This is a genomic window from Arcobacter sp. 15-2 (assembly GCF_047159865.1).
GTDB lineage: Bacteria > Campylobacterota > Campylobacteria > Campylobacterales > Arcobacteraceae > JAIOSF01.
The window spans coordinates 1,806,155-1,821,074 of the sequence record NZ_AP038804.1; the positions used below are offsets into that span (position 1 = coordinate 1,806,155).

The 14,920-nt window shown below is 28.5% G+C and carries 15 protein-coding genes; 4 read left to right on the top strand and 11 right to left on the bottom strand.

The window, feature by feature from the left end; all coding sequences use genetic code 11:
* Positions 1 to 68: 68 nt before the first annotated feature.
* Complete coding sequence (locus ACMCMH_RS09410) at positions 69 to 353, bottom strand: TIGR03643 family protein (RefSeq protein WP_412724919.1); 285 nt, start codon at positions 351 to 353, stop codon at positions 69 to 71.
* Between the two features lie 10 nt (positions 354 to 363).
* Complete coding sequence (locus ACMCMH_RS09415) at positions 364 to 1,422, bottom strand: EAL domain-containing protein (RefSeq protein WP_412724921.1); 1,059 nt, start codon at positions 1,420 to 1,422, stop codon at positions 364 to 366.
* 134 nt (positions 1,423 to 1,556) lie between these two features.
* Here ACMCMH_RS09415 and ACMCMH_RS09420 point away from each other — a divergent pair, with 134 nt between their 5' ends.
* Together ACMCMH_RS09420 and ACMCMH_RS09425 are read left to right on the top strand one after the other, a co-directional pair.
* Positions 1,557 to 1,766, top strand: a complete 210-nt coding sequence (locus ACMCMH_RS09420; RefSeq protein WP_412724923.1) for a hypothetical protein — start codon at positions 1,557 to 1,559, stop codon at positions 1,764 to 1,766.
* Between the two features lie 34 nt (positions 1,767 to 1,800).
* Entirely contained in the window at positions 1,801 to 3,537 is a 1,737-nt protein-coding gene (locus ACMCMH_RS09425; protein WP_412724925.1) for a diguanylate cyclase, read from the top strand.
* A gap of 40 nt (positions 3,538 to 3,577) precedes the next feature.
* On the opposite strand, the gene ACMCMH_RS09430 is transcribed toward ACMCMH_RS09425, so the two are convergent.
* Positions 3,578 to 4,852, bottom strand: a complete 1,275-nt coding sequence (locus tag ACMCMH_RS09430; RefSeq protein WP_412724927.1) for a DEAD/DEAH box helicase — start codon at positions 4,850 to 4,852, stop codon at positions 3,578 to 3,580.
* Between the two features lie 139 nt (positions 4,853 to 4,991).
* On the opposite strand from ACMCMH_RS09430, the gene ACMCMH_RS09435 reads away from it, so the two are divergent.
* On the top strand, positions 4,992 to 5,900 hold the full coding sequence (locus ACMCMH_RS09435; RefSeq protein WP_412724929.1) for a DMT family transporter: 909 nt from the start codon (positions 4,992 to 4,994) through the stop codon (positions 5,898 to 5,900).
* On the opposite strand, the gene ACMCMH_RS09440 is transcribed toward ACMCMH_RS09435, so the two are convergent.
* The 7 genes from ACMCMH_RS09440 to ACMCMH_RS09470 all read right to left on the bottom strand — a co-directional run bounded on the left by ACMCMH_RS09440 (position 5,897) and on the right by ACMCMH_RS09470 (position 11,430).
* The gene (locus ACMCMH_RS09440) at positions 5,897 to 6,628 is read right to left on the bottom strand and encodes a TIGR03915 family putative DNA repair protein (RefSeq protein ID WP_412724931.1); all 732 of its coding nucleotides are present in this window, start codon (positions 6,626 to 6,628) and stop codon (positions 5,897 to 5,899) included. The genes ACMCMH_RS09435 and ACMCMH_RS09440 overlap by 4 nt on opposite strands.
* Positions 6,625 to 7,863, bottom strand: coding sequence for a putative DNA modification/repair radical SAM protein (locus ACMCMH_RS09445; protein ID WP_412724933.1), 1,239 nt, complete (start codon positions 7,861 to 7,863; stop codon positions 6,625 to 6,627). Before ACMCMH_RS09445 ends, ACMCMH_RS09440 begins: the two co-directional genes overlap by 4 nt.
* A 9-nt stretch (positions 7,864 to 7,872) precedes the next feature.
* On the bottom strand, positions 7,873 to 8,823 hold the full coding sequence (locus ACMCMH_RS09450; protein WP_412724935.1) for an NAD(P)-binding protein: 951 nt from the start codon (positions 8,821 to 8,823) through the stop codon (positions 7,873 to 7,875).
* Positions 8,820 to 9,191 carry a DCC1-like thiol-disulfide oxidoreductase family protein gene (locus ACMCMH_RS09455; RefSeq protein WP_412724937.1) on the bottom strand — a complete coding sequence of 124 codons (372 nt, stop codon included), beginning with the start codon at positions 9,189 to 9,191 and terminating at the stop codon, positions 8,820 to 8,822. The genes ACMCMH_RS09450 and ACMCMH_RS09455 overlap by 4 nt, the downstream gene beginning before the upstream one ends.
* A 13-nt stretch (positions 9,192 to 9,204) precedes the next feature.
* Complete coding sequence (locus ACMCMH_RS09460; protein ID WP_412728017.1) at positions 9,205 to 9,684, bottom strand: glutathione peroxidase; 480 nt, start codon at positions 9,682 to 9,684, stop codon at positions 9,205 to 9,207.
* A 289-nt stretch (positions 9,685 to 9,973) separates the two neighbouring features.
* Positions 9,974 to 10,765 (bottom strand): shikimate dehydrogenase, encoded by a 792-nt coding sequence (locus ACMCMH_RS09465; RefSeq protein ID WP_412724939.1) that lies wholly within the window; start codon positions 10,763 to 10,765, stop codon positions 9,974 to 9,976.
* The gene (locus ACMCMH_RS09470; protein ID WP_412724941.1) at positions 10,765 to 11,430 is read right to left on the bottom strand and encodes a hypothetical protein; all 666 of its coding nucleotides are present in this window, start codon (positions 11,428 to 11,430) and stop codon (positions 10,765 to 10,767) included. Before ACMCMH_RS09470 ends, ACMCMH_RS09465 begins: the two co-directional genes overlap by 1 nt.
* A gap of 92 nt (positions 11,431 to 11,522) precedes the next feature.
* Between ACMCMH_RS09470 and dbpA the strand changes: the two genes are divergently transcribed.
* Complete coding sequence (dbpA, locus tag ACMCMH_RS09475) at positions 11,523 to 12,893, top strand: ATP-dependent RNA helicase DbpA (protein ID WP_412724943.1); 1,371 nt, start codon at positions 11,523 to 11,525, stop codon at positions 12,891 to 12,893.
* Positions 12,894 to 12,911: 18 nt separating this feature from the next.
* Here dbpA and ACMCMH_RS09480 read toward each other — a convergent pair whose 3' ends face one another.
* Positions 12,912 to 14,912: an FIST N-terminal domain-containing protein gene (locus ACMCMH_RS09480; protein ID WP_412724945.1), complete on the bottom strand. Its 2,001-nt coding sequence runs from the start codon at positions 14,910 to 14,912 to the stop codon at positions 12,912 to 12,914.
* Positions 14,913 to 14,920: the final 8 nt, after the last annotated feature.

Consider the following 14,920-nt stretch of genomic DNA (forward strand, 5'->3'; position numbering starts at 1 on the left):
GATTATAACATCACTTTATAATAAATCTATTAAATAATCTTCTAAAACACTTTTTATAGTATTTTATGTTACCAAGGACCTTCAAATCTTTGTTGTTTATGAGTACATTTTTTTATATGTTTCGTAACTCTTCCATGAACTCTTTTTCTCCATCTATTGTATGCTTTTTTACTAATAAGTGATCTCATTTTATTTTTTACCTGATTCTCTGTTAGTCCATACTGTAAATAGATAATATCAAATGGAAGTCTATCTTGCCAAGCCATCTCTATGAGCCTATTTTCATCAAACTCTTCAAATGCTAAATCTCTTTTTTTCAAAGGTTTGAGTTTTGGTTGTTTTTTATAATTCATTTTGTCTCTTTTAGATTTTTCGAATTGGTTCACTTGCTGGTTTTGCGAAATAGTACCCTTGTGCTAAATCAACACCAATATTTTTTATCATCTTTAACTCATTGATAGTTTCTATACCTTCAGCTAAAACAGTGATACCATTTTCTCTTGCAAGATTAAAAAGTGCTTTATAAACTGATTGTTTTAGTTCATTTTGATCGATACCACTAATTATATTTCGGTCTATTTTAATAATATCTGGACGAAGCTCGATAATCATATTTAAGCTAGAATACCCTTCACCTACATCATCAAGTGCTATTTTAAAACCTTTTGAACGATAATACTCTAAAATTTTTTTGAGATGAACTTGATCTTTTACTAGTTCTGTTTCAACAACTTCGAAAACTATTTGACTTGGATCGAACTCTAACTGTTTTGCCCATTTTACAGTAGAATTTAGACAAAATTCTGGATCATAAATAGAAGTTGGTATAAAGTTAATAAAAACTTTTTGATGTACTTTTTTAGTTGCGGCTGTTTTTAAAGCACTTTCTCTACAAAGTCTATCGAGTTTAAAGTTATAATCATTTCTTTTAGATTTCTCAAAAAGTATATCTGGATACATTAAACTTCCATCTTCGTTAACCCCTCGTGCAAGTGTTTCATAACCATAAATTTTATCAGTATGAATATCTATAATTGGCTGAAAATGTACAGTTAAAGATTCGTTGTTTACTACATCAAAAAAATCTTGATCATCAAAAAGGTTTATGTACTTTTGTAAGGTTTTTGCTTTTAGTACAGTTAAATAGTTAAATGAATTTTCATCATCTGCTGTAAATATTTTTATATTTTCTCTTTCTAACTCGTTAAAATACTCTTTAAATCTATTTATATTTTCAGAAAAAAATGCTTTTACATTAGTTACATTTATCACTAGTAGACCATTTTTATTAGAATAATCTATTGATAGTTTTTGAAGAAAACTAGTTGATTTTTTGAGAAGTTCTTCTACTTCACTTATTATAAAAATAACACCTTTATCATTTTTTAGAATAAATTTTTCACTACATTTTTGACAAGACATCTTTTCCCTTTTAATTTTTATAAATTATATTTGAAAATTTTAGTTATTTGTACTCTAATTATGTAAGTTTAAAGAAGATTAATAACAATTTGCTATAATTGGAGATAAAATTATATGGAAGCAGAGTTCTTTATTTGATAAATGTATTTAACACCCCTTGGCAATTAAGTAATGATGGATATTATAGAATTGAAAATGGTAAGTTATTATTTGCACCTGCAAATAATGTAGAATACAAAATTGAAGAGTCTATGGAAGTTGAAATTGTAACTCCAGAAGAGTTAGAAAATATAAATCGCATTTTAGGTACTCACTATACTATTGATGAAATTAATTCACTATAATTTAATACATTTTATTTAGAAGGTTATTTTTAGTATGCAAAAAATTTCAATTAAAATTACTGTCATCTCTCTTTTTATTTTCTTATCATCGTTAATTATGCTAATGATGTTTTATATTCAGTACATATTTAGTCAAGAACTTATAACTCAATCAGTAAATGACAAAGTAAAACTTCTATCTGCTAAAGTTGAAAATCACATAAAATATATAAATGATTTACATGAAAATACCATACAAAATGGTAGTAACTTTTTAGAAGAAACAAGTATCGAAGATTTTATAAAAAATAAAAATACCTATATCCGACAATTTACAAAAATCTTAAATAACAATAAAAATATTTATTCTGTTTATGTAGGATTCAAAGGTGATCATTTTTTTGAATTAATAAATTTAGATATAGATAAAAAACTAAGAACACAATATCAAGCTAGTAAAGATGCAAAATGGTTATATATTGAGATAGTAAATGATAAACAGCAATTTTTGCTGTTGGATGGCTCTTTAAAAACATTATCTAAAAAAACTGAAAAAACTAGCTATTATAGTACAACAAGACCTTGGTATAAAGAAGCTATTCAAACAGGAAAAGTGATCAAAACAAAACCATATATTTTCTCAAATATAAAAGCAAAAGGGGTAACTTATGCTAAGAAAATTAACAATACACAAAATGTATTTGCATTAGATTTTTTACTCAACAATATCAATGGTATTCTGAAAGAATATGAAGCGGGTATTTTAGAAAACTCTTTTATTTTTGATAAAAATGGAACTGTTATTGCAAGTTCTAATAGCACTAAACAAAGTGAAATCTTGGGTGAAATAAAACGATTTATAAGTGCTAATCCAAATAAAAACACTGTGATGAAAAATATATTAATTGATAATAAAAAATATATTATATCAATCGTACCTTTAGGGAAAGAGTTTCTTTGTACTACAAGTGAAATAAGTAAATTGACTATTGATTATAAATCAAAAATGAATAATATGATGATAATTGTTGTTTTGATTTTACTTACGATTGTTCCTCTTATCTTTTATTTTTCATCAATTATTGTAAAACCTATTTTATCGTTAATGAAAGAGAGTATAAAAGTTAAGAATAGAAATTTTGATAAGGTAAAACTTGTAGATACAAATGTATTAGAAATTCATCTGCTTTCAACATCTTTATTAAATATGTCAACTTCAATAGATGAATACCAAACAAATTTAGAAACAAAAGTAAAAGAGAGAACTTTAGAGTTGTATAAAATAAATGAAGAGTTGAAACTATTGTCAGTTACTGATAAACTTACAGGATTATACAACAGAATGAAACTTGATGTGGTTATTGAGGAGGAAGTTAATAGAGCCAATAGATATGATCAAAAATTTGGATTAATTATCATTGATATCGATTTTTTTAAAAGTGTTAATGATACCTATGGTCATCAAGTAGGAGATACTGTTCTTGTGGAATTTGCATCTATTTTAAAAGAATCAGTACGAAAAACTGATATTGTAGGTAGATGGGGTGGTGAAGAGTTCATTGTTATCTCAATAGAGAGTAGTTTAGAAAGTACCTTAAAACTTGCAAATAAAATACGAGAAAATATAGAACAATTTCAGTTTTCAATTGTTAAACACAAAACAGCAAGTTTTGGAGTTTCTTCATACAAGAGAAATGAAAAGATAGAGGAAACAATTAATCGTGCAGATAAGGCTCTTTATTTAGCAAAAGAAAGTGGACGAAATCAAGTAATGAGTTTAGAAAAAAAATAATATGATTTGCCGAACAAATGTTCGACGAAATCATTTTGTATTAAGCTCTTCCTCTAGAATTTCTACTATTATTTCGAGTAGATTGTCCGTTGTTTCTTCTTCCTTGACCGCCACCGTTTCCTCGACCACCTCGTCCTCGGTTTCCACCTTGTTTTTTCTTTGGTTCAGGTTTTATTGTAGGATCAACTTCATATCCTGGTATCTCTTCTTTTTCAATATCTTTTTTGATAAGTTTTTCAATATCATTTAAAAATTCATGCTCATCAACACATACTAAAGATAATGCTACCCCCTCATTTCCAGCTCGGCCTGTTCTTCCTATTCTATGTACATAATCTTCTGGTACATTTGGAAGCTCAAAATTTATCACATGTGGAAGTTGATCGATATCGATACCACGAGCTGCAATATCTGTTGCTACTAAAACTTGAATAGCATTTGCTTTAAAATCAGCTAGCGCTTTTGTTCTTGCACCTTGACTTTTATTACCATGAATAGCAGCTGCTTTAATACCTTCAATCTCTAAATGTTGAGTAAGTTTATTTGCACCATGTTTTGTTCGTGTAAATACTAAAACTTGATGCCAGTTATCTCTTTTGATAAGATGTACTAAAAGCTCTTTTTTTCTCCCTTTATCTACAAAGTGTACTTTTTGACTAATTGTCTGTGCTGATGTATTTCTTTTTGCTACTTCTATTAAAGTAGGACTATCAAGTAAAGAATCAGCTAGTTTTTTAATACTTGTAGAAAAAGTTGCAGAAAAAAGTAAACTTTGTTTATCGCTTGGAAGCATTTTTAACACTTTTTTGATGTCGTGAATAAATCCCATATCAAGCATTCTATCTGCTTCATCTAAAACAAAAAATTCTACATTTGATAAGTCTAATGCATCTTGTCCTATTAAGTCTAAAAGTCTTCCTGGTGTTGCTACTAAAATATCTACACCGTTTTTAAGTTTTGCTTTTTGAGGATTGATTCCAACTCCTCCAAAAATAACAGCTGATGTAAATGGTAAATATTTACTGTAGTCTACAACATTTTGGTGTACTTGTGCTGCTAACTCTCTTGTAGGAGTAAGGATCAATGCTCGTGTTTTTAGCTTTTGTCTTTTTAGTGATTTGTGCATCATTAGTTCTAAAATAGGAAGTGTGAATCCAGCTGTTTTTCCTGTACCTGTTTGAGCGCCTGCTAAAACATCTTTTCCCTCTAAAACTAGTGGAATAGCTTGAGCTTGAATTGGACTAGGAGATGTATATCCTTGATCTTCAATAGCTTTTAAAATTGGTTTTGATAAACCTAAATTTGTAAATGACATATATTATGTACCTTTTGATTATAAAATTTCCGCATTGTACCATAATAACTACACTATATAGCTATGAAAAAAACCTTCTATAGAACATTTAAAGTAAATAAAATGTATACTCCAAAAAAATAAACAAAGTTAAGTAGCAATGGAAGAACAAAATAAAAAAATATTTTACATTTTAATGTTTGTAGCAATGATAGGTTGGGGTGCTTCTTGGGTACACGCAAAAGTTTTAAGTGTTTATATCAATGAATATGAACTTATATTTTTAAGAAATATCTTCACTATTGTTACGATGGTACCTGTACTTATTGTGAGTAAAAAATATTTTCATATCACTTTCAAAGGTATTTTTCTGTCTTTTATAACGGCTATTGTGATGATTTTATATCTGAAATATTACTTTTTAGGCACCAAATTTGGAACGGCTAGTTTAGGAGGTGCGTTTGTAACCACTCTTATTCCTATAAATACTTTTTTAATAATGGCACTTTTTTTTGGTAAGAAGATTCAAAAAAAAGATATCTTTGCATTGCTTTTAGGGGCAATTGGTGTATTAACTATATTAAATGTTTGGACACTCTCTTATGATGAAATATTTACTGAACATAATGTATATTTTATATTTGCATCAATATTATGGCCTATTATTACAATTTTGAGTTCAAAAGCCACAAAAACATCCCCTCTTGTTTTTTCATTTTATATGTACTTATTTATGACTATTTTGGTTCTGTTATTTTTCGTTGATTATCAACATATAAACTATAAATCATTTGATGGTATTTTTTGGCTAAATATTTTAAGCTTAGCTATTGTTTCAACTACTTTTGCGACGAGTGTTTACTTCATAGGAATTGAAAAGCTAGGAACAAATGAGGTGAGTTCATTTATATTTTTAGTACCATTTTCAGCTATTACATTAAGTATTGTTTTTTTAAAAGAAGAGGTTCATTTGAGTATATTTATAGGAACAGTTTTGACATTAGTTGCAGTAAAGATTTTAAACAATATACGATTTTTTAGAAAAAAATATGTAGAAAAGCTTAGTTAGTTATGAAATTCATTCATATAAGTTCTATAAAGTAGGGGTACCATTTGGCGTTGGAGTTTTTTGTTTTTTCTACTTTCTATTGAAACACTTGTAAAAAATGTTTGCCAAAGCTTACTGAATTTTTCTTCGTTTTTGCTCACCTTTGGTGTTTCAAACTCTGCAACATTTTGTACACCTACAAAGTTATTCTCTTTTATAAATGCAACTTTTCGTTTGAGATCATGAATAATATATCTTTGATTATTAAAGCGTTTCAAAAAATGTTGTCCTAAAAAATAAACTACATTAAACTTAGAATCTATTTTTGCATACAGCAAACCATCGTCAAGCTCTATAAAGCGTGTAAATCCAGTCATTTTATGATTGTGTCTGAAAAGCTCTTTTTGTAAGTTTTGTATATTTTGGACAAAAGAGAGATTTATATTTTCTAGCTGCTTTTGATTTTTGAATCCAACCATGATAAAGTGTAATAAGTCTAGTTCAAATTTTACATTATCGCACATAAATACATTTAAAATAACACTAAAGTTTTTTTGAGTAAATTTTGACTTTAAAGAATCCAATACTTTTATAGATTTTTTTTCATCATATTCTATAGTTATAATGTCATCTAAAATAAGTGTCGCAGGAAACTCTCGTAAGATTTTCTCCACTTGAAACTTTTTATAATATACTTCATATACTAAAGATAAAAACCCTTCAAAAGTACCGTCATAAACTAAAGTCATATTTCACCTGTAATAGCAGAATAATCTATATCAAACAACGATAGCTCTTGTGGTTTTGATGGTTTAAGATAATCTAGTTTTATATTTTCACGATACATTGGAATCTCTTTTTGGTATTTTCCATTGCATACTATAAAATACCTAGCCTTTTTCGTAGATATTTTGAGCTGTTTAAGGTCACTAAACGAGAGTTTTTTAAATCTTCTTGCGTTGATGATTTTAGAAGCACCACGCACACCAATTCCTGGTATTCGTATCAGTTCTTCTAGGCTAACTTTATTTATCTCCATAGGAAAATAGTGCATATTATTTAATGCCCATACCATTTTAGGGTCTAACTCTTCATCTAGGTTTGGGTTGTCACTATTGAGTATCTCATCTGCTTTAAAACTATAAAATCTCAAAAGCCAATCAGCTTGATAGAGTCTATGTTCTCTTAGTAGTGGTGGTTTACTTGTAGCTAAAATAGGTAAATTTTTATCATTATTTACAGGAATATATGCACTATAATATACTCTTTTTAAAAGTGCTTTGTTGTACATAACTGAGCTTAAATTGAGTATATCCATATCTGTCTCTGGTGTTGCCCCTACAATAAGTTGTGTTGACATCCCTATTGGTTTGGTGTTTCTTTCCATACTTATATCTCTTGCAAGTTTGAGAGGTTGTAGTACTTTTTCTTTTGTTTTATTTGGTGCTAATAGTTTGAGTGATTTATCACTTGGGAGTTCTATGTTAGAGCTTACTCGGCTTGCTAGTTGTACCACTTGTTCTATAAGTCTTGCATCACTACCTGGAATGAGTTTGACATGAATATAGCCGTTAAATTTATATTCGTTTCGTAAGATTCTCAGTGTTCGTAAGATGAGATTCATAGTATGATCTTCATTATCTATGATACCAGAACTTAAAAATAACCCTTCTATATAGTTTCTTTTATAAAAATTCATCGTGATATCAGCTAGTTCTCGTGGTGCAAATGCAGCTCTTGGAATATCGTTTGATACTTTATTTATACAATACGCACAATCATAAATACAAAAATTTGTAAGCAATACTTTTAAAAGTGAAATACATCTACCATCTGCTGTAAAACTATGGCAGATACCACTATTTTGTGTAGCACCTAATTCTCCTGTTTTGTAGTTGTTCTCAGCACCACTTGAACTGCAACTTACATCATATTTGGCACTATCACTTAAGATTTGCATCTTATCATATATATCTTTTCTCATAATCTGATTTTAACTTATTTTATTTTTAATAGTCAGATTTATTGCATATTGTAATTTTTCTTCAAATAATTTTTGTGAACTTTTAAAAGCACTCTGTAAATCTTCACCCATGAAATAATCCCCACAAAAACCTAAAGAGTTTTTTTTATCATAAATATACGGAACTTCTAAAAAACTTGAGACAAAACCATATTTCCAAAAGTGGGGTACAGTATTGAAATTTTTTTTTAGGTTTACTCCTGATATTTGATATGCTTTTTCTAAAATAAATCGCTCCACTTGCTCTTTATTTGCAAATTTTTGCTCATTTGTAAGAGTTGGTTGAAGATGTAAAATGTAGCTAGAAAAATCATCATAATCATATTTTGAAGAGTTGTTGATAATCTTTTTGAATATACCACTTTCCATTAGTTTCGATTCATCGATTTGTTCTTTTGTGTTGCTATATATCATCAAAGTTGCTATTGAATCATAAGTTACCTTTGAGAGTTGCTCTTTTGTCTTTTGCTCTATATTTAACTCCAGTTCCAAAATTTGAGAAGCTGGAATAGTGATGATAAGCTTTTCGAAGTTTTCATAGTTGACCCCATTTTGATCTTTCAAGTTCCAAAGGTTATTTTCATATTTACACGAAACTATTTTAGTATTTTTCATAAAATCATCACTCTCCAAAGAAGAAGAACAAAGTTTGTTGATGCCATTTGTTGGATAGTAGGTGTTCTCTTTTTTATTCAAAATATTTTCATCTACTTTTAACTCACAAAATTTTTCAAACTGTTTATCATTTGTTTTGAAAAAAGGTGTACCGTGATCTAGTTTAAAGTTATCTACATATCGTGTGCTACATCTTCCACCTGCACCTCTTGATTTCTCAAAGATGGTGACTGTGTGTTTTTGTTTTTTGAGTAAACTGTAGAGATGTGTTCCTGCTAGTCCTGCTCCTATGATTGCGATTTTCATCTGAAGTTCCTTTTATTTTTTGTGAAATAAAGAGCTATTTTACGGGCAGTTTTGAAGATGCCATATACTATTTTTGCTAAAAAACTATTATGAAAAACATATTTTTGGATTTTGAAAAAAAAACCTTTAAAACTACAAACTGTATCAAGGTATCTGATAGCTTCAATGCCTTGTAAAACTTTAGAGTCATCTTCAATGATTAAAATTACACCATCATCTAGGTTCAAATTTGAATCATATTTTTTCCACAAAAGATTTTCTCTAGCATCATGTAACTCTAAATTTATACACTCTTGAAGTTGTCTAAATTTAGAATACCGATTACAAAATGGGCAATCTCCATCATAAAAGAGAAATACTTTTTTCATGATACTGTTGAGTCTAATCTAAAAGCTTGATGATATCTGATTCTATCTGTTTTGGTGTAGTGGATGGTGCGTATCTTTGAACAACTTTTCCCTCTTTATTTACTAGAAATTTTGTAAAATTCCATTTGATCATATCTGTTCCTAAAATTCCATTTGAATTAGTTTTTAGGTATTTATAAAGTTCATGTGTATTGTTACCATTGACATCTATTTTACTAAACATATCAAACTTTACACCATAAGTTAGGCTACAAAATTCTTTGATGTCTTCTTCTGTTCCTGGTTCTTGTGATAAAAACTGATTACACGGAAAACCTAAAACTGCTAAGCCTTTGTTTTCATAAGTTTCATGAAGTTTTTCTAGCCCTTCATATTGACCTGTAAATCCACACTTACTAGCAACATTTACTATAAGCATAACTTTGTTTTTGTACTTTTCTAAAGTCAATTCTTTTCCATCTATGTCTGTCACTTTTATATCATATATATTCATCATTTTTTCTCCAAATACTATGTTGATCATCAATAAAATCATTAATGCTATTTTCATAATTTATCCTTTTAAAAATATATTATAGATAAATTTAGAGATAATTGATATAAAAAATATGTTGTTAGATGAGTTTTTTGTGTTTTTAATATTTTCAATGAATATTTATCATTTTATATTGGTATTTTTTGGCGTACCTATTTTAGAGATTAAATTTTTAAATACATCCAATCTTTATTTAAAAATTGAAAATCTACCTTTTTTAATTTTTTATTATATCATATCAAAGTATTTAACTTTCTTTCAGCCCTTGTCTCATAGCTTCAACCAACTCTTTATCAGCTTCAACGCCTGTAAACAGTTCAAATGCCAATACACCCTGATAGAGTAACATATCCTCACCATCTTTAAATGTTAGACCATTTTCTTTTGCTTTTTGTAAAAATGGTGTCATTTTACCATAGATACAGTCTATGGCATAGTTCGAAACATTGAGTATATCTTCAAGCATCTCAAGTGAAGTAGGGTATTCATCATCTTTTAGTCCTGCGCTTGTTGAGTTGATAACTAAATCATAATCTTCACAAATAAAATCATCCCAGCTATAAACTGTACAGTCTAAGTTTTTGAAAAATTCAAGTTTATTTTTACTTCTGTTTAAAACAGTAACTTCAATATCAGCTTGTGTTAAAGCAACGGCAATAGCTTTTGCAGTACCACCAGCACCAATTATTATAGCGTTTTTGATACCTTCAAACTCTTCTATTGCTTTGAGGAATCCGGGCGCATCAGTGTTGTATGCAAAAACTTTTCCATCTTTGTTTATGTAAGTATTCACAGCACCGATTTTTTTAGCTATCCCTTTTACTTTATCGGCTTCTTTAAAAGCTATCTCTTTATGAGGAACTGTAATATTTGCTCCCGAAATATGTTCATTTAAAAAATGATTTTTTAAATCTTTTCCATCTTCAATGAGTGTTTTATCGTAGTTTCCATTAAAATGGATTTGTCTAAAACCTGCATTGTGCATTTGAGGTGATTTTGAGTGGATAACTGGGTTTCCATATATTGTAAAATTCTTCATTATCTTAACTTTCCTAGTAATAGTTGTGTCCAATTTGTATCTTTGTCTTTTGTTGCTTTTTTTTCATTCTCTTCAGTTATAGATTCCTCTTCAGTTTTTTCTGCCGTTATTTTAGGTTCTTGATAAACCTCTTCCTCTATAGTTTTTAAAGTCTCATCCTCTGATATATCTGTATCTTTTGTTGAAGGTTCTTGTTTTTTTGAAATAGTAGATTGTTTATCCCCATTTAAACTTGAAATCAATTCATCTCTATACATCATAACAAATTTTTGAAAAATATTAAACTCGACATATTTTTCGTATTTTCCAGGGTATTTGAGATATTTGTCTTTTAATAAATTGTCATACAAAATTGTTATATTGTACTCTTCATTATAGTATTGGGCTAATATATTTGCATCTCTTACAAGTATATTTAACGATACAAATTCTTTGTATTCATCAGGAAAAACTTTTGTGAGTATTCTTGTATAGTTTCTTTTTTGAAACTCTAAATCTTCTAGTTCTTTTAATAGATCTATTTGTGTTTGTAATGGAATGAGATCTTCTAGCCAACCTAAAATAAGCTCTTTGTTTTTATTTACTGTTGCTTCAAATGAACCTTTTCCTGTATATGAAAAGGTATTGTTTTTTATTTGGTTACTTATAATTGAGAGTTTTTTCATACGAAACCTTATTTTGAAATTGGATTATTATACATTATATTTCTTTAATTATTCTCATATAAAATTTAATAATTCTTTAGATATAATGAACTATGAATAAAAATAAATTTAACACACTGAAACTTTCAGAAAAAAATATACAAAATCTTAGCTCGTTGGGTTTTCATGAAATGACACCTATTCAAGAAAAAAGTCTTCCTTATATTTTAGAACATAAAGATGTAATAGCTAAAGCAAAAACAGGAAGTGGAAAAACAGTTTCTTTTGGACTTGGAGTTTTAAATAATTTAAATACTGCCCAATTTAGAATACAATCTTTGATATTGTGTCCTACAAGAGAACTAGCAGGTCAAGTAGCAAAAACACTTAAAGATCTAGCACGATTTGAACACAATATAAAAATATTGACCTTAACAGGAGGAGTACCTCATAAACCACAAGTGCATTCACTTTCGCATCAAGCACATATTTTAGTAGGAACTCCTGGGAGGATTTTAAAACATCTTAAAGAAGAAAACTTTTCAGCAAATGAAATCAATACTTTAGTTTTAGATGAAGCTGATAGAATGCTAGATATGGGATTTAGTGAAGATATACATGAAATCATAGAGTATCTTCCAAAAAAACGACAAACTATGCTTTTTTCAGCTACTTACCCATCAACTATAGAAACTCTCTCTCGTACAATTTTACAAGATCCTATGACTGTAGAAGTTGAATCAACACACAATGAAGATATCATAACACAAAAATTTTATGAAGTTGAACCACATCAAAAAACAAGCTTAGTGTTAAAAGTGTTTCAAGAGACACATAAAAGTGTTATTATATTTTGTAATACAAAAGTGCAATGTGACGAACTAGCAGATTCTTTAGATGCTTTTGATATAGAACCTTTAGTTTTACATAGTGACTTAGATCAAAAAGATAGAGATGAAACTCTGATTTTATTTTCAAATAAAAGTTATCCTGTACTTATTGCTACAGATGTTGCTTCAAGAGGGCTAGATATTGAAGATGTAGATTTGGTTATCAACTATGATTTACCATTTGATTTTGAAGTATATACACATAGAATAGGGCGAACAGCACGAGCTGGAAAAAATGGTCTTGCTGTAAGTTTTATAGATGATAAGAACCATTTTGAAGATTTAAAAGATTTTTTTGATAAAGAGTATGAACTTTTAAATATCTCCCAGATTCAAAATAATGAAGATGTAAGATTAGGCTATGAGTTCTCAACTTTATATATAAATGGTGGAAAAAGACATAAGCTAAGAGCTGGAGATATCTTAGGAGCACTAACAGCTGGAATTGGGCTAGATAAAAATGATATAGGAAAGATTAATATTCTTCCAACTTGCTCTTATGTTGCAATAAAAAATAGTATGTACAAAAAAGCATACGAAGGTTTAAATACAAATAAAATGAAAAATAAATATTACAAAGTCTATAAAAGATAGACTTTATAGTTTAAAGGCTTAGTTCGGAATAGTTATGGTAAATGTTACTTTATCATTGTCAATATTTTGAACATCAAGTTTTCCAAAAACTTTTGTTTCCATAATACTTCTTGACATATGAAGTCCAATGCCTGTACCATCTTTTTTTTGTTTGGTTGTAAAGTTTTTATCAAATATTTTTGGTAGAATTTCTTGAGGAATTCCCCCTCCATTATCTGTAATTGTAATAATATGATTTGTTTTTATTTGACATGCTTTTATTGTAATTGTTGGATTTTGGATATTTTTATATTCTAAAACATCTAAAGCATTTTTGAGAATATTTAAAATAACTTGCATCATTAAACTCACAGGGATAGAGATCGCTTGATTTTCATCAATATCAACATTAACTGTAACTTGATTTTCTTTAATGATAGGTTTTATGACTGTTAATGATTTATTGATTAGGTCATCAATCGTTATATCTTTATGTTTATCATTTGATTTAAAAAGATCTCTAAAGTCTTCAATGGTAGTGTTTATATGATCGGTATAAGATAAAATATTTTCAATATTTTCATCTAAAAGTTCATCTGTTAAAATTCCAGCTTCTTTGTATACTTGAACGGATGAAAGTGTTGAAGTAATAGCACTTATTGGCTGTCTCCACTGATGTAAAATCATCTCCAAAATACTTCCTAGTTGTGCTTGCGTATGCAAAAGATTTAGCATATTATCTTTTTCTTCATTTAGAGTAATCTCTTTTTTGACTCTTAAATGAAGATTGTCATTTAAATCTTCGAGTTCTTTAGTTGTTCTTTTTATTAGTGTTGATAATGCTTGTGTTCTATGTAGCGCTAAATCATTAGAGTCATTTCGGTTAAATATATTTGGTGTTATTTTTTCTATTTTTTTTGTATTTTCTGAGATCGCTAAGATTGTCATAGACTGATTGAGAAGTTTTGCTTGATCTTCATCTTTATCAAGATTATTAAAAAATTCACCATATGCAAAAAAACCACTTATAGGAGCAATCTCTTTAAGTGGTAATATTTCAAAATTTATATCCTCTTTTAGTAGTCCTTTTCGTGCCATACAAGAATAGATAAAAATTGATTCTATTGGGGACTTGATGATATTTTTTATATTATCTAAACCTTTTTTGATGATAAGTTGAACATCTCCATGTCCTAGTTGAACTTCGCTTCCCTCTTGAACATTTCCTGCAAAACTTAAACTTCCATCATCGTGTTTTATCAAAGCTGCTCGAGCAATATTCACTCCATCAATATTGCTTACAAGAGGAAATTCTACTCCAATAGCAGGCAACAGTTTATCAATATCTTCCCCTAAATAATGTTTATAAAAATCAACAGCCGTTTTTCCTGAGATTTGGTATACTCTATTTTTTATTGATTTGTCTATTCGATGTTTTTTCCCTACAGTTTCCCAATTGAAACTGTATTCTGTATGTATATTTAAGTTTTCATTATAAAAAGCAGCTGCAACAGCGCCATTGTTGGTAATTTGTGTTTCATTAAACACTAAAGTGTTTTCAAATTTTGAGTAGTCACCAGCCATCCCACCTGAAACAACTATTTTATTGTTTACTGAGGCAATGCCCTTTAAGTATTCTTCCCCATTTGTATTTAATCCATCTGTAAAAGTAACTAGCAGTTTTAAACTTTTCTGTTGATCGAGAGTTTCTATAAGCTCTTTTCCATTATCAAAACTATTTGTTTTAGTAGAAACAAGTGTTGTAACAATTTTTGTTTGCTCAAACACAGAAATAGATATAACTGTTGAATGGGTTAATGAACCATTCATAGAAATCTCTCCATTTGTTGTTGTTCCAATGATTTTTGCATTTGGAAGTATTGATAATAATTCATCTCGTAAGTAAAGTATATATTCTTTATTATTTACACTTGTAAAAATTTGAACTAATAAATCGCTATTGTAATTAGTAATGTAATTATCTTTTATAAAAGTTTCTAAAAGCTCTTTTGAACTGTATTCATGTGTAAATGTTTTCATAGATAGAT